The 24,694-nt window shown below is 64.0% G+C and carries 25 protein-coding genes; 14 read left to right on the top strand and 11 right to left on the bottom strand.

Features of this window, described 5'->3' with window-relative positions; genetic code table 11:
- Positions 1–117: 117 nt before the first annotated feature.
- From IC761_RS06400 to IC761_RS06385, 4 genes are all read left to right on the top strand, one after another.
- Complete coding sequence (locus IC761_RS06400; RefSeq protein WP_195804564.1) at positions 118–2,040, top strand: AsmA family protein; 1,923 nt, start codon at positions 118–120, stop codon at positions 2,038–2,040.
- Positions 2,041–2,235: 195 nt separating this feature from the next.
- Positions 2,236–3,621, top strand: coding sequence for an ABC transporter substrate-binding protein (locus IC761_RS06395; RefSeq protein ID WP_195802433.1), 1,386 nt, complete (start codon positions 2,236–2,238; stop codon positions 3,619–3,621).
- Positions 3,622–3,686: 65 nt separating this feature from the next.
- Positions 3,687–4,559: a carbohydrate ABC transporter permease gene (locus tag IC761_RS06390; protein ID WP_195802432.1), complete on the top strand. Its 873-nt coding sequence runs from the start codon at positions 3,687–3,689 to the stop codon at positions 4,557–4,559.
- A complete protein-coding gene (locus IC761_RS06385; RefSeq protein ID WP_195802431.1) occupies positions 4,556–5,422 on the top strand; it encodes a carbohydrate ABC transporter permease in 867 nt (288 codons plus the stop codon). The genes IC761_RS06390 and IC761_RS06385 overlap by 4 nt, the downstream gene beginning before the upstream one ends.
- A gap of 1 nt (position 5,423) precedes the next feature.
- On the opposite strand, the gene IC761_RS06380 is transcribed toward IC761_RS06385, so the two are convergent.
- Genes IC761_RS06380 through IC761_RS06370 form a run of 3 tightly spaced genes read right to left on the bottom strand, consistent with a single transcriptional unit; the run spans position 5,424 to position 8,318 of the window.
- Complete coding sequence (locus tag IC761_RS06380; RefSeq protein WP_195802430.1) at positions 5,424–6,236, bottom strand: ABC transporter permease; 813 nt, start codon at positions 6,234–6,236, stop codon at positions 5,424–5,426.
- A gap of 1 nt (position 6,237) precedes the next feature.
- Positions 6,238–7,149, bottom strand: coding sequence for an ABC transporter permease (locus IC761_RS06375; RefSeq protein WP_195802429.1), 912 nt, complete (start codon positions 7,147–7,149; stop codon positions 6,238–6,240).
- Positions 7,146–8,318, bottom strand: a complete 1,173-nt coding sequence (locus IC761_RS06370; RefSeq protein WP_195802428.1) for an ABC transporter ATP-binding protein — start codon at positions 8,316–8,318, stop codon at positions 7,146–7,148. The genes IC761_RS06375 and IC761_RS06370 overlap by 4 nt, the downstream gene beginning before the upstream one ends.
- A gap of 123 nt (positions 8,319–8,441) precedes the next feature.
- On the opposite strand from IC761_RS06370, the gene IC761_RS06365 reads away from it, so the two are divergent.
- Positions 8,442–8,672: a hypothetical protein gene (locus tag IC761_RS06365; RefSeq protein ID WP_195802427.1), complete on the top strand. Its 231-nt coding sequence runs from the start codon at positions 8,442–8,444 to the stop codon at positions 8,670–8,672.
- Positions 8,669–8,971: a type II toxin-antitoxin system RelE/ParE family toxin gene (locus IC761_RS06360; protein ID WP_195802426.1), complete on the top strand. Its 303-nt coding sequence runs from the start codon at positions 8,669–8,671 to the stop codon at positions 8,969–8,971. The genes IC761_RS06365 and IC761_RS06360 overlap by 4 nt, the downstream gene beginning before the upstream one ends.
- Here the strand turns inward: IC761_RS06360 and IC761_RS06355 are convergent.
- Positions 8,968–10,428 carry a glycerol-3-phosphate dehydrogenase gene (locus tag IC761_RS06355; protein WP_195802425.1) on the bottom strand — a complete coding sequence of 487 codons (1,461 nt, stop codon included), beginning with the start codon at positions 10,426–10,428 and terminating at the stop codon, positions 8,968–8,970. The two genes, IC761_RS06360 and IC761_RS06355, sit on opposite strands and share 4 nt — an antisense overlap.
- 39 nt (positions 10,429–10,467) lie before the next feature.
- Positions 10,468–13,155 carry a sensor domain-containing protein gene (locus IC761_RS06350; protein WP_195802424.1) on the bottom strand — a complete coding sequence of 896 codons (2,688 nt, stop codon included), beginning with the start codon at positions 13,153–13,155 and terminating at the stop codon, positions 10,468–10,470.
- A 202-nt stretch (positions 13,156–13,357) separates the two neighbouring features.
- Between IC761_RS06350 and IC761_RS06345 the strand changes: the two genes are divergently transcribed.
- Positions 13,358–14,461, top strand: a complete 1,104-nt coding sequence (locus IC761_RS06345; protein ID WP_195802423.1) for an NAD(P)/FAD-dependent oxidoreductase — start codon at positions 13,358–13,360, stop codon at positions 14,459–14,461.
- A 170-nt stretch (positions 14,462–14,631) separates the two neighbouring features.
- On the opposite strand, the gene IC761_RS06340 is transcribed toward IC761_RS06345, so the two are convergent.
- On the bottom strand, positions 14,632–14,814 hold the full coding sequence (locus IC761_RS06340; RefSeq protein ID WP_008131172.1) for a YdcH family protein: 183 nt from the start codon (positions 14,812–14,814) through the stop codon (positions 14,632–14,634).
- 331 nt (positions 14,815–15,145) lie between these two features.
- Here IC761_RS06340 and IC761_RS06335 point away from each other — a divergent pair, with 331 nt between their 5' ends.
- The 3 genes from IC761_RS06335 (at position 15,146) to IC761_RS06325 (ending at position 15,947) form a co-directional block, all read left to right on the top strand.
- Complete coding sequence (locus tag IC761_RS06335) at positions 15,146–15,352, top strand: YdcH family protein (RefSeq protein WP_027553252.1); 207 nt, start codon at positions 15,146–15,148, stop codon at positions 15,350–15,352.
- A 108-nt stretch (positions 15,353–15,460) separates the two neighbouring features.
- A complete protein-coding gene (locus tag IC761_RS06330; protein ID WP_195802422.1) occupies positions 15,461–15,673 on the top strand; it encodes a hypothetical protein in 213 nt (70 codons plus the stop codon).
- Between the two features lie 22 nt (positions 15,674–15,695).
- Positions 15,696–15,947 carry a hypothetical protein gene (locus IC761_RS06325; protein WP_195802421.1) on the top strand — a complete coding sequence of 84 codons (252 nt, stop codon included), beginning with the start codon at positions 15,696–15,698 and terminating at the stop codon, positions 15,945–15,947.
- On the opposite strand, the gene IC761_RS06320 is transcribed toward IC761_RS06325, so the two are convergent.
- Positions 15,944–16,663, bottom strand: a complete 720-nt coding sequence (locus IC761_RS06320) for a GGDEF domain-containing protein (protein WP_195802420.1) — start codon at positions 16,661–16,663, stop codon at positions 15,944–15,946. The two genes, IC761_RS06325 and IC761_RS06320, sit on opposite strands and share 4 nt — an antisense overlap.
- Positions 16,664–16,805: 142 nt before the next feature.
- On the opposite strand from IC761_RS06320, the gene purE reads away from it, so the two are divergent.
- Positions 16,806–17,294 (top strand): 5-(carboxyamino)imidazole ribonucleotide mutase, encoded by a 489-nt coding sequence (gene purE / locus IC761_RS06315; protein ID WP_195802419.1) that lies wholly within the window; start codon positions 16,806–16,808, stop codon positions 17,292–17,294.
- On the top strand, positions 17,291–18,397 hold the full coding sequence (locus IC761_RS06310; protein WP_195802418.1) for a 5-(carboxyamino)imidazole ribonucleotide synthase: 1,107 nt from the start codon (positions 17,291–17,293) through the stop codon (positions 18,395–18,397). Before purE ends, IC761_RS06310 begins: the two co-directional genes overlap by 4 nt.
- A gap of 46 nt (positions 18,398–18,443) precedes the next feature.
- Here IC761_RS06310 and aqpZ read toward each other — a convergent pair whose 3' ends face one another.
- Positions 18,444–19,166: an aquaporin Z gene (gene aqpZ, locus IC761_RS06305; protein ID WP_195802417.1), complete on the bottom strand. Its 723-nt coding sequence runs from the start codon at positions 19,164–19,166 to the stop codon at positions 18,444–18,446.
- A 265-nt stretch (positions 19,167–19,431) separates the two neighbouring features.
- On the opposite strand from aqpZ, the gene rpsU reads away from it, so the two are divergent.
- Complete coding sequence (gene rpsU, locus IC761_RS06300; protein ID WP_027545547.1) at positions 19,432–19,728, top strand: 30S ribosomal protein S21; 297 nt, start codon at positions 19,432–19,434, stop codon at positions 19,726–19,728.
- 127 nt (positions 19,729–19,855) lie between these two features.
- Positions 19,856–20,503, top strand: a complete 648-nt coding sequence (locus tag IC761_RS06295) for a tetratricopeptide repeat protein (RefSeq protein WP_195802416.1) — start codon at positions 19,856–19,858, stop codon at positions 20,501–20,503.
- A gap of 60 nt (positions 20,504–20,563) precedes the next feature.
- On the opposite strand, the gene IC761_RS06290 is transcribed toward IC761_RS06295, so the two are convergent.
- From IC761_RS06290 to IC761_RS06280, 3 genes are all read right to left on the bottom strand, one after another.
- The gene (locus tag IC761_RS06290; protein ID WP_195802415.1) at positions 20,564–21,913 is read right to left on the bottom strand and encodes a carbohydrate porin; all 1,350 of its coding nucleotides are present in this window, start codon (positions 21,911–21,913) and stop codon (positions 20,564–20,566) included.
- Positions 21,914–22,047: 134 nt separating this feature from the next.
- Positions 22,048–23,112, bottom strand: coding sequence for an ABC transporter permease (locus IC761_RS06285; protein ID WP_195802414.1), 1,065 nt, complete (start codon positions 23,110–23,112; stop codon positions 22,048–22,050).
- Positions 23,109–24,635, bottom strand: a complete 1,527-nt coding sequence (locus tag IC761_RS06280; protein WP_195802413.1) for a sugar ABC transporter ATP-binding protein — start codon at positions 24,633–24,635, stop codon at positions 23,109–23,111. The genes IC761_RS06285 and IC761_RS06280 overlap by 4 nt, the downstream gene beginning before the upstream one ends.
- Positions 24,636–24,694 lie beyond the last annotated feature (59 nt).

The following is a 24,694-nucleotide window of genomic DNA, read 5'->3' as shown; positions in this document are numbered from 1 at the left end:
AAGAAAACCCATCAAGTTGCGGGACTTAACATAACAGGATTTGGGCGTGGGCACGCAGGTTTCCCGGCCCGGCCTTCTGGCTCCAACGACCAACCCGATCAGGACATGCCATTGACCATGGCCCAAGGAATGAAGCGCCTCGGGACGCCGATCGCGGCGCTGCTCGGCGTGGCGCTGATCGCCCTGATCGCGACCTCCTGGCTCATCAACCGCGACGCGTTGCGCAAGGCGGTCGAAGCGCAGATCCGCGACGTCACCGGGCTCGAGCTCAACGTCGCCGGCAACATCGACATTTCGGTGCTGCCGGCGAGCTACATCTCCTTCCATGACGTCGGCCTGAAGGGCGGCGGCACCAGCGACCCCGCGCTCCATGTCGACGTGCTCACGGCCAATCTCCGGCTGCTGCCACTGCTGCTGCAACGATTCGAGATCGCCGATTTGACGCTGCTGCGGCCGCAGATCCATGTCAGCCTGAAGGCGGACGGCGAGAGCAACTGGACGCCCTTCATCCAGACCATTGCGCGCACGATGAAGCCCGGCGCCGACAACCAGGTCTCGTTCTCCGAGATCCGGATCCAGGACGGCGTGCTCAATTACGAGGACGCCGCCACTCACGCCACCGAGCAGTTCGACGACATCGACCTGTCGCTGGCCTGGCCCTCGATCTCGCGCTCCTTTGCAGCGACCGGGCAGTTCGACTGGCGCGGCGAGCGCGTCGACGGCTCGATCAGCTTTGCCGATTTCGTCGCCGCGCTCTCCGGCGACCGCTCGGGCCTGAAGGCGCGGATCGCCAGCGCCCCGCTCAAGCTCGCCTTCGACGGCAGCGTCGCCAACCGCACCAGCCCGATGATGGAAGGTACCCTCACCATCGACAGCCCGTCCTTGCGCAACGCGCTGCGCTGGACCGGCCAGCCGCAACCCGGCAGCGGCGGCTTCGGCCGCTTCGCGCTGAAGGCGCGCGCCAATGTCGTCGGCGCCTCGATTGCGCTTACCAACGTCAATGTCGAGCTCGACGGCAACACCGCCGAGGGCGTGATGACCTACGCCAACAACGGCCGGCAGACGCTGCAGGCCACGCTCGCCGCCGACGCGCTCGACTTCACGCCCTATATCTCCACCTTCCGCCTGCTCGCGAGCGGCGCGCGCGACTGGAACAGGCAGCTGTTCGATCTCAACGGGCTGTCGACCACCGATCTCGACATGCGCCTGTCGGCAGCCAAGCTGACGGTCGGCCCGACGAAGCTCGGCCGCACCGCGATCGGCGCCAATTTGCGCAACGGCACGCTGGCGCTCTCGGTCGGCGAGGCGCAGGTCTATGGCGGCATCGCCAAGGGCTCGTTCGGCATCGCACGTTCCGACACGGTCGCCGACGTCAAGGCGCAATTCCAGTTCATCGACGTCGACCTCCAGGCCTGCGCCTCGGAGCTGTTCGGCATCAACAAGCTGTCCGGCCGCGGCAACATCAACGTCTCACTGCTCGCTTCCGGCTCGAGCCCGTTCGGCCTCGTGCAGTCGCTTGACGGCTCAGCCACTGTCACCGGGCATGACGGCGCGATCGCGGGCATCAACGCCGAGCAGCTTCTGAAGCGGCTGGAGCGGCGGCCGCTGTCTGGCGGCGGCAATTTCCGCAACGGCTCGACGCCTTATGACAATCTCACCATCGCGGTGAAGTTCGCCGACGGGGTCGCGACCGCCGAGGACATCCGCATCGAAGGACCCACGGCAAAGATCACGCTGACCGGTACCGCCTCGGTGCCGACGCGCGAATACGACATGAAGGGCGTGGCGAGCCTCAACACGACGTCCGGCTTCCAGCTGCCCTTTGTGGTGCAGGGTCCCTGGGACGATCCCCTGATCTTTCCCGATTCGGAAGTGCTGATCCGCCGCTCGCCCTTCGCCGCGCCGCTGCTCGAGCCGAAGGATCGCAAAACCGGCGACGCGGTGCGCTCGGTCATCGAGCAGATCACCGGCATCAAGCGCCCGGCGCCGCCGCCAGCACCGACGGCGGAGAACGCCAAAGAGGGCGCGAAGTCCAACTGAGGATGGCGTCCGCCGATCTCGCGAATTGATCGGGGCAAATTGATGCGGCGATCGCATCGATACACGCGTTAAGCATCCTCCACAGCCCAATACCCCACGACCTAGGTCTGACAACATGCCGCTAGATCGGATAGCGGCCATGCGCTAGAGTTTTATCCGACCGGTTAAAACACCGGCGGCTTCAGGGAGAAAAACGTGAAATCCAAGGTTATTGGCGCAGTCACACTGGCGGTCGCCGCGGTCGGGCTGTTTGCAGCCGCTGCACCCGCCTTTGCACAGCAAAAAACGATTACGGTCTGGTGGGGCAAGGGCTTCTATCGCTCCGAAGACGACGCGCTGCTCGACACGATCAAGAAGTTCGAAGCCAAGACCGGCATCAAGGTCGAATTGTCGCAATACGCGATCCAGGACATGATTCCGAAGACGGTCGCCGCCCTCGACGCCGGCACCGTGCCCGACGTCGCCTATTCCGACACCTACGACGTGCAGGCGCAGGGCAAATGGGCCTATGAGGGCAAGCTCGAGGACCTCACCGATGTCATGGAGCCGATCAAGGATCGGTTCGTGCAGAACACGCTGGACGCGTCGATCCTCTATAACGACGTCACCAAGAAGAAGGCCTATTACGGCTTCCCGCTGAAGCAGCAGAGCATGCACGTCCAGATCTGGAACGACATGCTGGAGAAGGCCGGCTTCAAGCAGAGCGACATCCCGACCGACTGGGAAGGTTATTGGACCTTCTGGTGCGACAAGGTGCAGCCGGGGATCCGTAAAGCGACCGGCCAGCGCATCTACGCCGTCGGCCAGCCGATGGGCGTGGAATCCACCGACGCCTTCCAGTCGTTCTACACCTTCATGGACGCCTACCACGTCAAGCTCGTCGACGACGACGGCAAGCTGCTGGTCGACGATCCCAAGGTGCGCGACGGCCTGATCAAGGCGCTGAAGGACTACACCGACACCTATATCAAGGGCTGCACGCCGCCCTCGTCCACGACCTGGAAGGACCCCGACAACAACGTCGCCTTCCACAACAAGACGATCGTGATGACCCACAACTTCACGATCTCGATCGCGGCGAAGTGGTACGAGGACTCGCAGAATCAGGCGCTGACGCAAGAGCAGCGCGACGCCGGCAAGAAGGCCTATGAGCAGGACATCATCACGGCGTCCTTCCCGAAAGCGCCCGATGGGTCGACCATTCGCTACCGCTCCGACGTCAAGACCGGGCTGATCTTCACCGCGGCCAAGAACAAGGCCGAGGCCAAGCAGTTCATCAGCTTCCTGCTCCAGGAAGAGAACGTCCGCCCCTACATCGAGGGCGCGCTCGGCCGCTGGTTCCCGGTGACCAAGGAAAGCCAGGCGAGCCCGTTCTGGCAGGCCGACAAGCACCGCAAGGCGGTCCACGCCCAGTTCACCGGCGGTACCGCGCCGTTCGACTTCACCAAGAACTGGAAGTTCACGATTCTCAACAACGAGAACGTCTGGGCCAAGGCGATGAACCGGGTCGTCAGCGAGAAGGTCCCGGTCGACAAAGCCGTCGACGAGTTGATCGCCCGCATCAAGCAGGTCGCGGGTTAAGTGTTGCCCTCCCTCTCCCCGTTCTTACGGGGAGAGGTTAGATTAGAGATGAAGAGTCCGAAAGCATGGCGATCACGCTCTCCGGCGATCACGCGATCCCCTCTCCGCCCCTGTCGTCGCGGCTGACCCCGCCGCAGGTGTGGGGCATTGTGCTGCTCGCGCCCTATCTGCTCGTCTTCCTCGCCTTCGTCGTCTATCCCGTCTGCTACGGGCTCTGGCTGGCACGCGCGCCGTCGAACTATGTCGCGCTCTACAACGACCCGATCTTTGCGCGCGCCGCGGTCAACACGCTGATCTTCCTGGTCATCGGCATCAACATCAAGATGCTGATCGCGCTGTTCCTGTCCGGCTTCTTCGCGCAGCAGCGCACCTGGATCAAATGGCTCTCGGTGATCTTCATCCTGCCCTGGGCGGTGCCGTCGATCCCGACCATCCTGTCGGTACGCTTCATGCTCAATCCCGAATGGGGCTTGATCAACCACCTCATCTTCTCCTTCACCGGAGATGACGGCCCGAACTGGCTGAACGACCCGACCGTGGCTCTGACCATGGCGATCGGCGTCCACATCTGGAAGTCGCTGCCGTTCTGGACGTTGATCCTGATCACCGGACGCCTCGCGATCCCGCACGATCTATTCGAGGCTGCCGAGGTCGACGGCGCGAGCTGGTGGCAGAAATTCCGCTTCATCACCTGGCCGTCGATGCAGACGCTCTACATCACCTGCACGCTGCTCTCGATGATCTGGACGCTCGGCGACTTCAACAGCGTCTATCTGCTCACCGGCGGCGGCCCGGCGGACCTGACGCATGTGCTGTCGACGCTGGGCATCCGCTATCTCCGGCTCGACCAGCTCTCGCTTGCGATGGCCTCCATCGTCTGCGCGATGCCGTTCGTCCTGCCGCTCGTGTATTTCATGATGAAACGGTTGTCGCGATGAAGCTTCCCGGCGTAAGCGAGTTTTCCTGGCGCGACATCGCAACGGAAGCGCGGCTGCTCCTGATCGGCATTCCCGTCTTCCTGTGGACGATGATTCCGATCTACCACATGTTCCTGTTCGCGATCTCCCCGAAGGAGGACGCGTTCTCCGGGAAACTGTGGCCGGATCATCCGACGCTGCACAACTTCGAAATCGTGTTCAAGCAGCAGCACTATTTCCTGCGCGACTTCTACGTGCAGTTTTGGAATTCGCTGGTGATCGCAGCCGCCGTCGGCGTGCTGACGCTGGTCGTCGCCACGGCCGCGGCCTTCTCGATCTCGCGGCTGAAAGTGCCGGGTGGGCGCGTGGTGCTGAATCTCGCGCTGTTCACCTATTTCATTCCCGCGGCGTTCCTCGCCGTGCCCATGTACCGCACCATGGGCAATTACGGCCTGCTCAACAATCACTGGGCGCTGATCCTGGCGATGGTGACGATTGCCTCGCCTTACGCGATCTGGGTGCTGAAACAGGCTTCCGACAAATTGCCGGTCGAGCTCGACGAGGCCGCCGTGATGGATGGCGCGACGATCCCGCAGATCTTCCGCCTGGTCTATCTGCCGCTGATGATGCCGTCGCTGGTCGCGATCGGAACCTATGCGGTGCTGCTTGCCTGGAACGAATATCTCTATGCGTTCCTGCTGCTCTCCAACGACCGCGAGATCACGCTCCCCGTCGCGCTCGGCAACTTCCTCGCCGCCGACGATTCGCCGTGGGAGCTGCTGATGACCACCGGCTTCATCTACGCGCTGCCGCCGGCTGCGGTCTATTACGCCTTCCGCCGCTACATGGTGGGCGGGCTGACGGCGGGTGCGGTGAAGTCTTAAGTCACAGCGGCGCTGCGCTCTCGCCCTGCGAGCTCGACAGTTTCGAGGCGAGCGAGGCGATGACGATGACAACGGCGATCAGGCCGATCACCAGCGTGCAGATCGCATTAATCTCGGGTTTCACGCCGAGCCGCACCTCGGAATAGATCCGGATCGGCAAGGTGGCCGAGCCGGGGCCGGTCGTAAAACTCGCGATCACGAGATCGTCGAGCGACAGCGTGAAGGCCAGCATCCAGCCCGCGACGATCGCGGGCGCGATCAGCGGCAGCGTCACCGACAGGAAGGCGCGGACCGGATCGCAGCCGAGATCCATCGCCGCTTCCTCCAGGGAACGATCGAGCGAGCCGAGCCGCGACTGCACGACGACGGCGACGAAGCACATCGTCAGCGTGGTGTGGGCGATCGTCACCGTCCAGAAGCCGCGTTCGGCGTTGAGCGCGACGAACAGCAGCAGCAGCGACAATCCGGTAATCACCTCCGGCATCACCAGCGGCGCATAGAGCATGCCGGAGAACAGCGTCCGACCGCGGAAACGCTCGCCGCGCGACAGCGCCACCGCCGCGAGCGTGCCGAGCAGCGTGGCGATGCTCGCCGACGACACCGCGACCCGCAGGCTCATCCAGGACGCCTCGATCATGGCGCGATCGCCAAAGAACTCGCGATACCAGCGCAGCGACCAGCCGCCCCACACCGTCACCAGCCGCGAGGCGTTGAAGGAATAGATGACGAGAATGAGGATCGGCAGATAAAGGAACGCCAGCCCCAGCGCGAGCGAAGCGATGTTGAAGCGGGACAGGCGCGAGAGCTTGTGCATCTCAGCGCTCCTCCAGCTGCCGGCGCTGGAGCCGCTCGTAGAGCAACAGCGGCAACAGCAAGACCACAAGCAGCACGATCGCCGCGCTCGATGCGACCGGCCAGTCCTTGTTGGTGAAGAATTCGAGCCACAACGTCTGGCCGATCATCAGCGAATCGGAGCCGGCCAGGAGATCCGGGATGACGAACTCGCCGACGATCGGGATGAAGCACAACAGCACGCCGGCGCCGACGCCGGGCAACGACAACGGGAAGGTCACGAGCCAGAACACCTGCCGCCGCGGGGCGCCGAGATCGGAGGCCGCCTCTTCCAAAGCCGGCTCCATCTTGGCGAGCGTAGCGTAGAGCGGCAGGATCATGAACGGCAGATAGGAATAGACGATGCCGATATACATCGCGATGTCGGTCGAGAGCCACACCACCGGCTGGCTGACCAGATGCAGCGCCAGCAGGATCTGGTTGAGCAGGCCGTCGTGCTGGAGGATGTTGATCCAGGCATAGATGCGGATCAGGAACGAGGTCCAGAACGGCACGATCACCAGCACCATCGCCACCGCCTGCCAGCGTTGCGGCAGCCGAGCCATGCCATAGGCGATGGGATAGCCGATCAGCAGCAGCAGCGCGGTTGCCGTGATGGCCACGGTGAGGCTGCGCAGATAGGCGTAGACATAGATGTCGTCGGAGGCGAGCAGCTTGAAACTGTCGATCGAGAGCGCGGCAAAGGCAGCCTTCAGCGCCGCCCATCCGGCCGTCAGGTCGAACACCGGCTCGTAAGGCGGCTGCGCGATCGCGGTCTGCGACAGGCTGATCTTCAGCACGAAGCCGAACGGCACCAGGAAGAACAGCGCCATCCAGACATAGGGCGCAATCGCGGCAAAGCGCGCCGGCCGCGCGAAGATGCGGCGCGCGCTCATGACGGCAGCACCACGCAATCATCGGGCGTGAACCAGGCGACGACATGCTGGTCGACGCTGTAGGCGTCGACATCGAGCCGCGCGCTATTGGCGACCGAGGCCTGCACCATCCCGCCTGAATCGAGCTTCACCTTGTAGGTGGTGGTGCCGCCGAGATAGCAGACATCCGCAACCACGCCGTCGAGGCGATTGATCGCCGACTCATGACCGGCTTCGCTCACCGGACCGCGGCGCGACAGCTTGACCTTCTCGGGCCGGATCGCCACCGATAGCTTGCCTTCGCCGACGGGCTCGCGCGGCTCGGCCACCACCAAGGTACCCGCATCACGCGTGCCAATGACCAGGCGATGACCGTCGCGCAGCTTGGACTCGGCGTCGAACAAATTGATGTCGCCGACGAACTCCGCGATCCAGCGCGAGCGCGGCGCCTCATAGAGCTCGCGCGGCGTTGCGACCTGGGCGAGCTTGCCGGCATTCATCACGCCGATCCGGCTCGCCATCGTCATCGCCTCCTCCTGGTCGTGGGTGACGATGATGAAGGTCATGCCGAGCCGGCGCTGGAGCTCCATCAGCTCGCCTTGCGTGTTTTCACGCAACTTCTTGTCAAGCGCTGCAAGCGGCTCGTCGAGCAGCAGCAATTGCGGCCGGCGCGCCAGCGCGCGGGCCAGCGCGACACGCTGGCGCTGGCCGCCGGAGAGCTGGTCGGGCTTGCGCTTCTCCAGCCCCTCTAGCTTCACCAGTGCGACCATCTCCGCCACGCGCGTGGCGATGTCGACGCGCGCCATCCCAGCTCGTTTCAGACCGAAGGCGATGTTGTCGCGCACCGACAGATGCGGAAACAACGCATAGCTCTGGAACATCATGTTGATCGGGCGCTCATGCGGCAGCGCCTGTGCGATGTCCTGGCCACCAAGCAAAATGCGCCCCTCGTCCGGCGCCTCGAAGCCGGCAAGCATGCGGAGCAGCGTGGTCTTGCCGCAGCCGCTGGGCCCGAGCAGCGCAAAGAACTCGCCGGCCTTGATATCGAGCGAAACACCGTCGACCGCACGGAACGTCCCGAACGTCTTCGTCACGCCCTCGATCCGCAGCAGCGGCTGGTCGGCCGCCCGATGCGTCTCACCATCGGCAGCATCCGCCCCGACTTCCGTTTTGGGCAACTCGTCAGTCATGTTCCCTGCCAACCCCAAATGCCGCCGCACGCTAGCGGCGGATCGGCCTTTGCTCAACCGGTTCGCGGCGGATCGCTCCAAATTGGTCTTCATGCCGGACGTCAAACCGCGTATGCTCGCGACATGACCAAGCTGTTGGACCAAGCTCTCGAAATTGCGCGCGGCCTGCCGTCGGACGCGCAGGACGATATTGCCCGGATCGTGCTTCAACTCGCCGGCGCAGAGGCAGAATCCCCTGTCATCCTCACGGATGACGAGAAGTCGGCCATTGCTGTCTCCAAAGAGGCTGCTGCGCGCGGTGAATTCGCGACCGAGGCTCAAGTCCGGGCGACTTGGGCCAAGCACGGCCTGTGAAGATCCGCTACACGCTTCCCGCGCTGGCCGATCTCGATTCCATTCTGACCTACATTTCGGCAACATCACCGCAGGGCGCTGCACGGGTCCAAAAGCGCATTCAGAACATTGTTAGCCTGCTGCTGGCGCATCCCGAGATTGGTCTCCGAACCGACGATCCGGACATTCGGAGGCTGACGACGACTCCTTACCCGTTTCTCATCTTCTATGAGATCGCGAGCCAGGAGATCATCATCCACGCCATCCGCCATGGCGCGCGCAATCCAGGAGGGATGCCGGGTGCACGCGGCCCGGTCTAAGCCACGCCCGCCATAAACGCGGCGAGTGCATTCCGGTCCGCCTCGGGCATCGTCAGGCCGAGCTTGGAGCGGCGCCAGAGAATATCGTCGGGAAAGCGCGCCCATTCGTGGGCCATCAAATAGCGCACCTCGGCGCCGGTCAGTTCGGGGCCGAAGTGAGGGCCGAGCTCGTCGCGTGTCGTCGCCTCGCCGAGCACAGCCGGCAGTCTCGAGCCGTAGGCTGCAACCAGGCGCTGGGCTTGCGGCTCCGACAGAAAGCGCCAGCGGTCGCGCGCGACGTCGACCTCGGTGTCGAAGCGATCCCAGGAAAAGTCTCCGCCGGGCAGCGCTGCGCCGGCGGTCCAGCGCGGCGACATCGGATAGAACGGCGTCAGCCTGGTCACCGCCCGCTCCGCGCGCAACCGCGAGGTGGTGACGTCGCCGCCGAACATCGTGATCAGCGGGGCCTTGCGCCGGCGCGCGTGGAACAGCGTTGTCCCGTCGCGTCGTCGCGCCGCCGCCGGCGTCAGGTTGACGCCGGAGACGCTCCGCACCACATCGGTCGGCGCGACGCGTTCACGAAAATAGCGGCTCGCCGCCTCGCAGAGATAGGTGACGTCGGCGCTAGGCATCGCGACGATCGCGGGATCGCCGGTGAAGGCATGCGTGATCGTGCCGATCAGCGTGAAGTCGCGCTCGAAAGGGCTTGCAAAGATGAGCCGCCCGTCGCCGTTCTGGAAAACGTAGACATTGTCGGACTCGAACAGCCGCGACACGATGATCTGGCTCATCTGCACCGCCGCCATCGCGGGCTGCGGCTGCCGCATCACGGTCTCCGCGACCATCGACGTCCAGCCGCCGCTGGCATTGGCGAGCGCACGCGACGTGATCACCCGGCGATGACCGCGATCGACCACCGCAAGCCGCCAGATCTCGGTCCTGTCAGCGCGCACGCAACGCGCTCCGGTCTTGATCACCGCGCCGCGCTCGGCGGCATCCAGCGCCGTGAGCACCACCAGGCGGGAATCGTCGACGATGCAATCGGCATATTCGAAGGCGATGCCGAACGGTCGCTTCAGGGCGTTGCCGACCGGGTGGTGCGTGATGTCGAGGGTGGCCGATGCCGGCAATCCGCCCCGGTTGGTGAGGCTGTCATAGGCATAGAGGCCGGCGCGCAGCAGCCAGGGCGGACGCTCGTCGGAATGGGCCGGGATCACGAAGCGCATCGGCCGCACCAGATGCGGCGCGATCCGGAGCCAGGTGCGCCGTTCGGCCAGCGCCCGGCGCACCCGCCACAAGCCGCGCCGCTCCAGCACCGACAGATCGCCATGGATCAGCCGCGGTGTCGCCGATGACGCGGCCCCGCCGAGATCGCCCTGCTCGATCAGAATCACCCGCAGGCCGCGGCCCGCAGCATCGCGTGCGAGGCTGACACCGTTCAGGCCGCCGCCGATGATCGCTAGGTCGTAATCCGCCATGAAGCCGTCGAGAGGAACGAAAGGATACGCCCGCCACCACTAGCCGGTCTTGAGCGCAAGCTCCATGGCCTCGACCCGGCCGATGAGGCCGGCATATTGGCCGATCGGAAGCGGCTTGCCGAGCAGATAGCCCTGCACGCCGTCGCAGCCCTCCTTGGCGAGGAAGGCGAGCTGGTCGATGGTCTCGACACCCTCGGCGATGATCGACATTTCCAGGCCGTGGCCGAGATCGATCACGGCACGCACGATCGCCGCCGATTGCGGGTTGCGGCCAAGATTCATGATGAAGGCGCGGTCGATCTTGATCTTGTCGAACGGGAACGCCTGGAGATAGCTCAGCGAGGAATAGCCGCTGCCGAAATCGTCCATGGAGATGCGGACACCCAGCGCTTTCAGCCGGCGGAGCAACGCCAAGCCGCGATCAAAGTCCTCGATCAGCACGCCCTCGGTGATTTCGAGCTCGAGCCGGCCGGGCGCAAGGCCGGTCTCGATCAGGATCGAATGGACGAGCCCGACCACGTCGCCGTGCATGAACTGCGCCGGCGACAGATTGACCGCAACCTGAAGCGGCTTCGGCCACGACGCCGCCTCGCGGCAGACCTGGCGCAAGATCCATTCGCCCATCTCGACGATCAGGCCGCTCTCTTCCGCGATCGGGATGAACTCAGCCGGCGAAACCTGGCCGCGCACCGGATGCGCCCAGCGCGCCAGGGCCTCGAAGCCGATGATCTCGCTCTCGGCAACGCTGTCGCGCGCGATGCCCTGCGGCTGGAACGCGAGCGACAATTCGCCGTTCTTGATTGCTTTCGACAGGTCCTGATGCAGCACGCGGCGATCGCGGATCTGCTGGTCCATCTCGGGCTGGTAGAGGCTGATCGTGCCGCGCGACTTTTGCTTGGCGCGGAACAGCGCCGCACCGGCATTGGCGAGCAGCGAGGCGCCGTCGGCACCGTTGTGCGGGAAGACCGACATGCCGGTGGTGACGCCGGCGCGCACCGCGCGGCCGTCGATCTGGAATTCCTGGGCGACGGCGTCGCCGAGCTGCTGCGCCAGCGCAAGGCCGGCCTCGGGCTGCTTGCCGTCGATGATCAGGCCGAACTCGTCGCCGGACAGGCGCGCCACCACGCCGCCGCGCGCGGCGTCCTGGAGCCGTTGCGCCACCTCGATCAGCAGCTTGTCGCCGAGCGCATGGCCGAAGACGTCATTGACCTCCTTCAGCCCGTCGAGATCGACGCAGAGGACGGCGAACTCCTCGTTGGTGCCCTCGCAGGCCTCGATCATCTGGGTCAGCGCCTGAAGGAAGGCGGCGCGGTTCGGCAGGTCGGTGAGGCCGTCATGATAGGCCATATGCGCCATGCGCGACTCGGTCTGCCGCCGGTCGGTGACGTCCTCGTGGGTCTTGATCAGATATTGCGGCTCGCCGCCATCGCCGAGCACGGTGGCGCGGCGGGTGAGGAACAGCCGCAGGCCATCCTTGGTGGAGATCGGATGTTCCTCGGTGACCATCCCGCGCTTCTTGATCGCGGCCTCGTCGCGCGCGATGATCAGCTTGGCTTCCTTGGCGTTGAAGATGTCGGAGGCGGTCAAGCCTGTGGCTTCCTCGCGCTTGCGGTTGAGGATCGTCTCCGCGCTGCGATTGGCGAGCAGATAGCGCCCATCCTTGACCTGCTCCACGATCAGAGCCACCGGGATGTTGTCGACCACGAGCTCGAGGAACTTCTTGGTGCTCTCCAGTTCCTGCGAGAGCGAACGCCGGTCGGTAATATCCTCGAACACGAGCAGCAGGAATTCCGGCTTGTTGCTCTCGTTGCGGACGACGATGCGGATCGAGGCGACCATGCGCCGCTCCGAGCCGCGCTCGACCTCGAATTCGTTGCGGTACTGGCCGTCGGGCGCCATGAGCGCCGCCCGGTCGGTCGCCTCGATGCTGGCCGCCGAGCTCGGCGCAAACAGCTCGCGCGCGCATTTGCCGACGGCCTGGTCCGGCGAAAAGCCCCAGAACCGCTCATAGGCATTGTTGGCGAAGATATAGCGGCCGTCCTCGATGCTCTTCGCGGCGACGCAGGCCGGCACATGGTCCAGCACGGTTTCCAGAAACTGTTTCGTGGAGGCGAGTTGCCGCGACAGCATGCGCTGCTCGCTAACGTCGAGATGCGTCGCCACCGAACCGCCATTCGGCAGCTCGAAATATTTCACCAGGATGGCCCGGCCGTCCGGCAGTTCGGTGATCAGGCCGTTGGGGCTTGCCGCCTTCTCGTAGAATTCGTCGTCGGAGACGCCGCCGAGCACCCCGCGCTGGCGCCGCAACTCGAGGATGTCGTAGCCGGTCATGTCGGCCCAGAGCTCCGACCGCAACAGGCCGTAGATCTCCAGATAGCGGTCATTGCAGAAGATGATGCGCCGCTGCGCATCCGTCATCACCACGCCCTGGTTCAGGTTGTTCATGGCGGAGGAGACGAAGGCGTTACGCCGCAACTGCGAACGCCTGGCCCGGTGCAATGCGGAATTGATCCACACGCCGATGGCCACCAGCAGCGAGCAGACGGCAATGCCGCAGATCAGGGCCTCCCAGACCAGGCTGGGATCGAGCCCGGGGAGATAGGCCTCCGGCGCGGACGGTTCGGACTGCGCAAAGGCGCGCGCAGGCGTGATCGCTCCGGACAGGCACACGACGACCTGCACAGCAATCAGAATGGTGCTGCCCGCGTGCCAGTTCTTCTCAGCCATCAGCCACCCGCGATTTCAACTGCGGATTGTCTGGCTTCACGGGTTTGGATCGGGTAAACGCCTGTAAGAACGACGGAAAAATGTGACGAGAAATACGGCAATTGCCCTGACATGATAAATGTTTCCTTAATGGAGAACATCCTTCGGGCCCGCTTTCCCGGCGAAGTCCCGGCGCAACCCATGACGAGCATCCTGAACGACCATGGATAGGGTCGACTGCGTCGTCATCGGGGCCGGCGTGGTCGGGCTCGCGGTGGCCAGAAAGCTTGCACAGGCTGGGCGCGAGGTGATCGTGCTCGAGGAAGCCGAGGCGATCGGCACCGTCACCTCCTCGCGCAACAGCGAGGTGATCCACGCCGGGATCTACTACCGCGCCGGAAGCTGGATGGCGCGCATGTGCGTCAGCGGCAAGCACGCGCTCTACCGCTATTGCGGCGAGCGCGGCATCCCGCACAAGAACTGCGGCAAGCTGATCGTCGCGACCAGCACGAAGGAAACCGAGAAGCTGCAATCGATCAAGGCGCATGCCGAGGCCAACGGCGTGCTCGACATGCAGCTGCTCTCGGGCGAGGCCGCACGCGCGCTCGAGCCGGCACTGGCCTGCGACGCCGCGCTGCTGTCGCCCTCGACGGGCATCATCGACAGCCATGCCTACATGCTCTCGCTGCGCGGCGAGGCGGAAGAGGCGGGCGCAGCCTTCGCGTTTCACACACCGCTGATCCGCGCCAAGGCGGCTGGTGGGATCATCGAGATCGACGCTGGCGGCGAGGCGCCGATGACGTTGCAATGCGGCCTTCTCGTCAACGCCGCCGGGCTATCGGCAACGACGGTCGCGCGCCACATCGACGGCATGCCGCTGGAGCGGATTCCGCCGGCCTACCTCGCCAAGGGCAATTACTTCAGCTGTAACGCCAGGGCACCGTTCTCGCATCTGATCTATCCGGTGCCAGAGCCCGGCGGGTTGGGCGTGCATCTGACGCTGGACATGGCAGGACAGGCGCGTTTCGGCCCCGACGTCGAATGGATCGAGACGATCGACTATGAGGTCGATCCGTCGCGCGCCGAGCGCTTCTATCCGGCGATCCGCAAATACTGGCCGACGCTGCCCGATGGCGCGTTGATGCCGAGCTATTCAGGCATTCGCCCGAAGATCGTGCCGCCAGCTGTCGCCACGCAGGATTTTCTAATGCAGGGCCCGCGCGACCATGGCGTCGAAGGCCTGATCAATTTGTTCGGTATCGAATCACCCGGACTGACATCGTCGCTCGCGATCGCCGATCACGTCGCCGAGCTCGCAAATATCTAGAGCGTTTTCGAGCGAAGCAGATACCGGTTCGCGCGAGAAAACGCGTCAAAACAAGAATCCGCCGCGCAACGATCGTTGCGCAGCGCGCATCTTGCGGCAGGGATGAACGCAAAAGCCCTCATCCCTGCGCGAAAGGGTACGGTCAAACTCTACGCTGTTACGGGGGGTTACTAGTGAAGCGTGTCGCCGGTGTGCTTCAGACGCTCGATCTGGTCCTTGACCATCAACTTCCGGCGCTTCAACTCAACAATTTGCAGGTCGTCTGTTGAAAGGTGCACGAGAGCTTCGTGCAATTCGTTTTCGAGAGTTTTATGCTTCCGTTCCAATTCAACCAGATGTGCCTGAATTGTCATTCGAAACCTCCTCGGTAGGGGTGAACCTTGGATTCGATCCGGACGAGGAAGTGTACATCACCGATTCGTTCTGTCGATGGGTATCCGTCGTCGCAGCGTCATTTTTGAATTTTCATATGTAATGAAGCGTGAGTAAGGAACCACGTGGCAAAAAATCCATGATATCAAAGTGCTTACGCAGGCAGCGTTGAGCGATCCACCGAAATATCTTGCGAGAGAACGGTGAGCGACGATCCAGATCGCTTGCGATCACGCCGCGCAAGGACGATAATTTCCACAGGGCATCCACAGCCTTAATCTCACGCCTATCGGTTTTTCGGCCACCGCAGACATGACCAATGAAGACGAGCGCGAGCTCGAAGCCGAACTCGCCCGGTTGCAGCAGGAACACCGAGATCTCGATGCGGCGATCGATGCACTGCATCAATCGCCAGCACCCGACCTATTGCGGTTGCAGCGGTTGAAGAAGCGCAAGCTGTTGTTACGCGACCGCATCGCCTTCATCGAAGACCAGATCACGCCTGACATCATCGCCTGATCCGACTGCCTGCGTCTTGCTGCGACGCGACGCGACGGCGTTCGATTCCACTTGACTCAATAAGAACAAAGAGGGAACATTCACACCCAACCGCCCAGGAAAACGCCGATGTCCGCAACCGCCCTCTTCGACAACAGCCACTATGAGCAAGCCTGCGATCAGGCCATCGCGATGTGCGACGGCAATCTGCGCAGCACCATCAAGGCGCTGATCATGGCCAACGAATATCTCGAAGCCGAGCTCGAGGAATTGCGGGCGGCGATCTCGGCCGGCTGCATTCCGGAAACCTCACGCAGCAAGGCGCGGAGCAGCGCCGCCTAGTTTTTGATACCGGAGCAACGCCATGTCCGATCTGACCTATTACGTTGCAATGCCCTTTTTGATCGATGCCGATGGATCGCCTGTCGCGGGCACCGCGGAGGAATGCCAGACATCGACCGCCGCGCTACGGCGCGCCGAGAACCTGGCGCACACCGCCGGCCATATCGGCGCCGTCGCATTCAGCCGCAGCGGCGATCCCATGACCGGCGAATTCGGCGACGCCAAACTGCTGCGCAAATTCGGCAATGTGCCGGAAGATCTCGCGACACTTTAGCGCTCGCTGCTGACAAGCCTGATCCGCGGCTCGTGCCGCCGGTGGGCCTTGCGCACATACATGGCGGCATCTGCCTCTTCCAGCGCACGGGCTGCATCGGATTGCGGGCCGAGCAGCGCGACGCCGGCAGAGGCGCCCGCAGTCACGTGCTGGCCGCGAAACACGAACGACAATTCGTCGACCGCCTGCTCGAAGATCACAGCCTTCGCCTTGGCGTCGGTCTCGCTGAGATTCCACAACAGCAGCGCGAACTCGTCACCGCCGAGACGGCCGACCACGTCGGACGCGCGGATCTGTCGCGTCAACGTGCTGGCGATCGCCTTGAGCACCTCGTCACCGGCGGCATGGCCGAAGGAATCGTTGATCGGCTTCAGCCGGTCGACGTCGAGCACGATCAGTGCGCCGCTGGCGCGGTAGCGCTTCATGTAGGCGATGGCGCGCTGGAGCTCGCGCTCGAAACCGCGCCGGTTGGGAATGTCGAGCAGGAAATCGGTGTCGGCAGCCGACTCGAGTTCCGCGACCCGACGCTGCGCCTCCTTGAGCTTGCTGCGCAGACCACGAATGGTCGCCTTGACGGTATCCTCGACATCGTCAGCGGCTGAGGCGCGACGACGCACCGGCGCCGCCGAACGCTTGGAGACCGTTTTGGGTCGGCTCCCGCTGGTTTTTCGGCCCTTTTTGGCCTTCGCAGCGGTCGCCCTTTTTGGTTTCTTCATGGGCTTCCTGCTCAATGAAGGCTTGCGGGGATTCACCAAGACAGGATAGTGCATTCCCTTCTCCTTGCCACCGCCTTGCGAGCCGCCGGCCGGAACCGTTAATCTGGCCTATGTTTCTGTTTTCCCGAGCACAATTGACGACATGACCGCGCCGATCGCCATCATCATGGGAAGCCAGTCGGACTGGGAGACGATGCGGCATGCTGCCGATACGCTCGCAGCGCTCGGGGTTGCCTGCGAAACCCGCATCGTCTCGGCACACCGGACCCCGGACCGGCTGTTTAGTTTCGCCAAAGGCGCCAAAGCTGAAGGCTTCAAGGTCATCATTGCCGGCGCCGGCGGCGCGGCGCATCTGCCCGGCATGGCCGCGGCGCTGACAGAACTGCCGGTGTTCGGCGTGCCCGTCGAATCCAGGACGCTCAAGGGCATCGATTCGCTCTATTCGATCGTTCAGATGCCGGCAGGCATCCCGGTCGGCACGCTCGCGATCGGCAAGGCGGGCGCGATCAACGCGGCGCTGCTTGCGGCCGCCGTGCTGGCACTGTCCGATCCGGCGCTGTCCGATCGCCTCGCCGCCTGGCGCAAGGCGCAGACCGAGGCGGTCGCCGAGCGTCCGGAGGACAAGGCGTGACTGACGGAAAGCAGGTGAAGCTGAAGCCCGGCGACACCATCGGAATTCTCGGCGGCGGACAATTGGGGCGCATGCTGGCAATGGCCGCCTCGCGGCTCGGCCTGCGCTGCCAGGTGTTCTCGCCCGATCCGGATTCGCCGGCCTTCGACGTCGTGCTGAACGCGACCTGCGCCGAATATGCCGATGTCGAGGCACTCGAGCTGTTCGCCAACGACGTCGACGTGATCACCTACGAATTCGAGAACGTGCCGTCGGCGGCCGCCATGGTGCTCGATGCGCGCCGCCCGGTGCTGCCGAATCGCAAGATCCTGGAGACCACCCAGGACCGGCTCGCCGAGAAGGATTTTGTGACGCGGCTCGGCATCGGCACTGCTGCTTATGCCGACGTGACCTCCGTCGCGTCGTTGCGCGAGGCGATCGCAAAGATTGGCCTGCCGGCCGTGCTGAAGACCCGCCGCTTCGGCTATGACGGCAAGGGTCAGGCCATCATCCGCGAAGGCGACGACATCGCCAAGGTGTGGACCAGCCTCGCCACCAAATCCGCGATCCTGGAAGCTTTCGTGCCGTTCGAGCGCGAGATCTCGGTGATCGCCGCGCGCTCCGCCGCAGGTCAGGTCGAATGTTTCGACGTCACCGAGAACGAGCACCGCGACCACATTCTGAAGATCTCCCGCGCGCCCGCGCCGATTCCCGATGCACTCGCCGAGGAGGCGCGCAGCATCGCCGGCAAGATTGCCACCGCGCTCGACTATGTCGGCGTGCTGGCGGTGGAGATGTTCGTGCTCGCCAACGGCTCCGGACCGAAGGTACTGGTCAACGAGATCGCCCCGCGCGTGCACAATTCCGGACACTGGACGCTGGACGGCGCCTCCGTCTCCCAGTTCGAGCAGCACATCCGCGCCATCGCCGGCTGGCCGCTCGGCAAGCCGGTGCGCCACGGCGACATCGTCACCATGACCAATCTGATCGGCGACGAGATCAATGATTACGAAACATGGCTGAGCGTGCCGGGCGCGACCGTGCACATCTACGGCAAGGGCGCGCCGCGCCCCGGCCGCAAGATGGGCCATGTCACCGAAGTCTGGCCTTCAAAATCCAAGTAAGGCCCGGTGGCGGGACCGCGCTGACGCCCGCGATCCCGCTTTGCGATCACGCCGTCTTTGCGCCGGCGACAACGCCGCCCGGCTCCTCGCTGAGCCAGCGATAGATCACCCCGCCTAGCGCACCGCCGATCAGGGGCGCGATCCAGAACAGCCAGAGCTGCGCCAAAGCCCAGCCGCCGACGAACAGCGCGGGTCCGGTGCTGCGCGCCGGATTCACCGACGTGTTGGTGACGGGGATGCTGACGAGATGGATCATCACCAGCGCAAGCCCGATCGCGAGCGGCGCGAAGCCCGCCGGCGCGCGGCCATGGGTCGAGCCCATGATGACGAACAGGAACATCATGGTCATCACCACCTCGGTGATGAAGCACGCGACCAGGCTGTATTGGCCGGGCGAATGCGCATCATAGCCGTTGGAAGCAAAGCCCTTGGTGACGTCGAAGCCGGGCGCGCCGCTGGCGATCACGTAGAGCAGCTCGGCGGCGACGATCGCACCGCAGACCTGTGCGATGATGTATGGCAGGATCTGCCCCGCCGGAAAACGCCCACCGGCGGCGAGACCGACCGTGACGGCCGGATTGAGATGGCAGCCCGAGACGTGGCCGATCGCATAAGCCATCGTGACGACGCTCAAGCCGAAGGCCAGGGACACGCCGACCAGGCCGATGCCGACTTGGGGAAAGCCGGCGGCGATCACCGCGCTGCCGCAGCCTGCAAATGTCAGCCAGAACGTGCCGATCGCCTCGGCCGCGTATTTCTTCATGTCCATGTGGCGTCCTCCCCTGATTTTCTGGTTTCCGGCGCGAGTCGTCCGGGAACAGCCCGTCCTTGGCGCCAAACCACCCAAATCAAGGCCGCACAGGGGGTAATTTCGCCTGATTTAATGGCTGAACTTGGTCCGAAAACCTGCTTGGCAGGTGGACATCGCGGCTTTTGTCTGATACAGACGCGCCCTCAAGGTTAAGGGCCTGCGCGTTTTGCCATCCCCTTAGACTTACCAGAATTCAAATCCGATCCACTGAAGAGGATGCCGCGTGCAGGTTCTCGTTCGCGATAACAATGTCGACCAAGCCCTCAAGGCGCTGAAGAAGAAGATGCAGCGCGAGGGTATTTTCCGCGAGATGAAGCTCCGCGGTCACTACGAAAAGCCCTCCGAGAAGAAGGCCCGCGAAAAGGCCGAAGCCGTGCGCCGCGCGCGCAAGCTGGCCCGCAAGAAGCTGCAGCGTGAAGGCCTGTTGCCGATGAAGCCGAAGCCGGTGTTCGGCGCTGGCCCCGGCGGCGAGCGTGGCGGTCGTGGCGGCCCGGGTGCAGGTCCGCGCGGACCGCGCTGATCTTGCCGGAATTGCAAGACTGAGTTTTCGATGACGCGGGCCCTGTGCCCGCGTTATTATTTTGTGAGCGGTGCCTTTTCCGGGACGGGCACCACAGATGCGGCACCAGCGCGCGGGCGAACCGTAGATGGCCTTCCCCTTCCCCGAGCCCGGCTTTGCACGGTCGTGTCGACCCTGGCAACGCCTGCTCGCTTTGGTGTTGGTCGCGATCGCTCTCTCCGGCTGCTCCTTCGACCTGGGTTCGCTGATGCCCGAGAAAGACAAGCCGCGGGAGGAGCCCAAGCCGGCCGTCTCCGAGAGCGCCGTCAGCGCCGGAAACGTCAGCGAAGCACAGAGCCACACGACAAAGGCCCAGGCCCTCGCCAAGTCGGGTGACACGGCCGCGGCGCTCGAGGAGTTCAACCGCGCCGTTACGCTCGATCCCTACAATGCGCAGGCTCTCTACGGCCGTGCCCTGGTCTACCAAGGCAACAACGAGCATGATTTCGCGATCGCCGATTTCGGTGCGGCGAGCGGCCTCAATCCGCAGAAGGTCGAACCGCTGCTCGGCCGCGCCATCAGCTATCTCGCCATCGGCAAGGTCAAGGAAGCAGCCGCCGATCTCGACGAGGCCTCCGAGGCCGATCCGCACAACGCCCAGGTCTGGACGACACGGGGGCAGGCCTACGAGAAGCTCGGTGACAAGACCAAGGCGGCGGCGTCCTACGCCAGGGCCGTCGCCCTTCGTCCGCGCGACGAGGCGGCCCGCAGCGGCCTTGCCCGCGTCGGCGGCTGATCCGGAGCGTTCAAGAGGCCCTGGCTATGGCGGGGCCTCTCGACACGGGATGACGCCGGATCAGAAGTGGACCTCGGTGCGCATGCCGAGAACCACGGCATTGTCGGTCTTCACGCCCGCGGCGTTGTAGCCGCGCCCGCCGGGATTGATCACATACTGCGCGTCGAACTTGAGGTTCAGCCAGCCCGTCGCCTGCCATCCGTACCAGACTTCGAGCGGAACTTCGTTGCCGTCGGCATTGGGGCTGAGCGCGGCCGAATTCACATGGGTTGTGCCCACCGCGAAGCCGACCTCGTCCTGGGGACGCCAGGCGAACGTTCCGGTATGCCTGAAGCCCAGGGCGATCTGGTAGTCTTGGTACGACGTCCGGTGATCGGCCCACGTCGTATTGAGGAAGGTATACCAACCCACCGCGCCCGGACCATCGACGGTCAACCGCTGCACGATCGACTCGTAAATGCCGTAGCGGCCTCTTTGATCTCCGAGATTCTGATCCGGGATACCACCGGTGCCCGGGATGGTGGTGATGATACCCGGCAGGCCACCATCGATGGTCGACGCGCTGTCATACCAGCCGCCAAGTCTCCAGGTGCCATTCAGGGGAGCCTTCGGCGTCCAGACCAACTCAACCGGCACCAACACGCCGCTGGCGGGGCTCGAGGAGGGAACGCCCGGCAAGAAGTAGGTGGTAGCTTCGTCCGTCGTCAGATACTTCGGATTGGCGTCGTAGACGCCGACCGAAACCGTGAATTCCGGGGCCACCTTGTAGTGGACGACACCGGCCCACTGGCTCACCGGCCAGTTATAGATGTACCCGCCCTGGATGTTGCCGGGCTGGCCGCCGCAGAACGTCAGGTTGATGAATTCGCACAGACCGAAGAAGAAGTCGGAGCCGACCGGAAGACGGCCGCCCTTGAGCTCAAGGCGGTCATCGAACAGCTTCTGCGAATAGTAGAGCTGTGTCAGGCGCAGAATATTACCGCGGCCGAACACTTCGTTGGTCAACTGGAGCGCGGGAATACCCGCTTCGCTGTTCAGATTGTCGCCGAAGCGGTCGACCAGCGTGAGGCCGACCGTGCCGCCGGGGATGCCGGCAAGCTTCGCCAGATCGAACTTCGCGCCGAACCACAACTGACCGGCGTTGGCTGCGGTGTTCCTGTTTCCACCCGAGACGTTGCCGACGGCTTCGTCACCCAGCGTCAGACCCAGATCGATGCCCTGCTCCTTCAGCTTGGTCCTGCCGAGATCGCCGAACAGATACGGTCTTGTCCAGAAATCGTCGCCCACAGCGTAAGGAACAGGAGCCGCTTTCGTTGAAAAATCGGCCGCCTGCACTGTCCCGCTCAACAACGATGAGAAAGCAATCCCCACACCGCATACACGTGCGATGCTTACAAACCTGCGCAACATATTCTCGTCCTCCCGCCGTCTCGGGCCTTGTTGTTCTTGCCTCACGTCCTTGCCCAAGCCCACGAGCCCGGAACGTGCTCCTTCTCCAGCAGCCGCCGACGAAGCGGCCCTGCTTCAACTGGAGCCTGGATCTGTCATGCCTGATCGCCCGTTCTCGCCGGCAATGCAGCCGCGCTGCGCGGCGATGCATCCTGGTTTTTTTCCTGCGCCGGTTTCGATCGCGGTGCCGTGGGGGCCACGCCAGCCAGCGCCATCTTGCGCCGCCGCCGCGCCTGCAATTGCTGATCGGCCAACACGCCGAGCAGAATCACCGTCCCCATCACCGCGAAGTTCAGGGAATTGGGGATACCCAGGATATTCACGAGGTTTTGCAGCACCTGGAGCAGCGCCGTCCCCAGCACGATCCCGAGGATCGAGCCCTCGCCGCCGCGCAGGCTGCACCCGCCCAGGACGGCAGCCGCGATCGCGTAGAGCTCATAAAAGTTGCCGAAGGAGCTCGGTGAGACCGAGTTCGTGTAGAACACGAACAAGACTGTTGAAACTCCGGCGAGCCCGCCGCTGATGATATAGGCGGTTGCGATCACGATATTTGTGCTGATGCCGGAGAAGCGCGCGGCTTCCTCGTTCTTGCCGACGGCATAAAGCCAGCGCCCGTAGACCGAACGGTGCAGCAGCACGCCGAGAATCAGCGCAAGGATGATGAGGAGGATGAAGGTGTTCGGGACGCCCGCCACATTGCCGGAGGCGATGTTGCTCAGTGTCCCGGCCTCGTCACCGTAGCCGAAGCCGCGTGTCGAATCGGTCGTATAGTAGCGGGCGGCGCCGCGATAGATCAGCAACCCGCACAGCGTCACGATGAAGGGTTGCATTTTCAGCCGCGTGATCAGGAAACCCTGGATGGCTCCCAGCGCCAGTCCACCCAGCAGCACGGCCAGCAGTGCCAAGGGCCAGGGAATCTCGTAGGTCGTCAGAAGATCTACGAATACGACGCCGAGCAGCGCGAACATCGAGCCGAGCGAAAGGTCGATGCCGCCGGTGATGATCACGAGCCCCTCGCCAAGCGCAAACACACCGAACAGGCCGATCAGATTGGCCATGTTCAACAGGTTCACCAGCGACAGGAAGGCCGGATTGATCGCGCCCGTGATGACGGAAATCACCACGAGCAGCAAGCCGAGGCCAAGTTCTTTCTTGTTCATGGCGCAGCGGCTTCCATGGGTTCCAGCGGCTGGCCCATTGCAAGCCGTAGCACGTTGTATTCGCTGAATTGCGGGCGCTCCAGCACACCGCTGACGCTGCCTTCATGCATCACCGCGACCCGGTCGGAGACACCGATGACCTCCTCCATGTCGGAGGAGATCATCACAATCGCGACGCCCCGGTCGGCGAGTTCGCGCATCAGCGCGTAGATCTCGCTCTTGGCACCGACATCGATGCCGCGGGTCGGCTCGTCGAAGAACATCACGCGCGGCTGCATGGAGAGCCACTTGCCCAGCACGACTTTCTGCTGGTTGCCGCCGGAGAGCGTCACGACCTCCATATCGATGCTCGGCACCTTGATGGAGAGCCGCCTGACCTGTTCCTTCGCGACATTGCGCTCGGCCGTCCCGCTGACCAGCCACATCCGCGCGTAATTCAGCAGGCTCGCCAGCGTCACGTTCTCGCGGATCGGCAGCTCCAGCACGAGTCCGGTTTTCTTGCGGTCCTCCGGCACCAGATAGATGCCTTGCCTGATCGCGTCCCGGGGCGATGCGACATCGACCGGCGCGTTGTCGATCCTGATCTCGCCACCTAGTGGCGGGTCGATGCCGAAGGCCGCGCGGGCAAGCGAGGTACGACCAGCACCTACCAGCCCTGCCAGTCCGAGGATCTCGCCATGCCGCACGGAAAGATCGATCTGCCGATCGGGAAAGGCTGACGTCACGAGGCCGACGATGTCGCAGCCGCCCGGCTGCGGGGGTAGTTTTGGCGGTGTATGCAGTGCTTTCAGGTCGCGGCCGATCATCAGCCGGATCATCGCGGCATGGTTGAGCTCGTGCCGCGCCAGTTCTCCCACCGTGCGCCCGTCGCGCAGCACCACGACGCGGTCGGCGCAGGTCATGATCTCGCCGAGCCGGTGAGAGATGTAGATCACGGCGATGCCGTGCGCCTTCAGATCGGCAATCACCTCCAGCAGCCGCTCAGTCTCCGAAATGGTCAGGCTGGAGGTCGGCTCGTCCATGATGATCACGCGGGCGTCGATCGAGAGCGCCTTGGCGATCTCCACCATCTGACGCTGCGCGATGGACAGGTTGTCGACCAGGGTGTTGGGCGTGAAATCGGCTCCCAGCCGCTCCAGCAGCGGCGTCACGCGGGCACGCATCTGCGCGTTGTCCACCAGCTTCAGCGCGCCGCCGGTAAGCTTCTCGCGCCCGATAAAGACGTTGGCCGCGACGTCGAGATTCTCGAACAGATTCAGTTCCTGGTGCACGAAGGCGATGCCGGCGTGCGTCGCCTCGCTCACCGTCATACGGGCATGGTCAGTGCCGCCGATGCGGATCACGCCCGCACTCGGCGCAATCACGCCGCCAAGCACGCGCATCAAGGTCGACTTGCCGGCGCCGTTCTCGCCGATCAGGCCTAACACCTCGCCGCGGTCCACGCGCAGGCTGACATCGTCGAGGGCCATGACCCCGGGGTAGGACTTGCTGATCCCGGCGAGTTCGAACAGGATTTCCGCCATTCATTTCCTCCCGTCCGACGCCCGACAGGTTGTGCCAGCCGGACGTCGAAAGGTACTGA

The sequence above is a fragment of the Bradyrhizobium commune genome (genome assembly GCF_015624505.1).
GTDB lineage: Bacteria > Pseudomonadota > Alphaproteobacteria > Rhizobiales > Xanthobacteraceae > Bradyrhizobium > Bradyrhizobium commune.
This window is presented reverse-complemented; position numbering and strand designations above follow the sequence as displayed.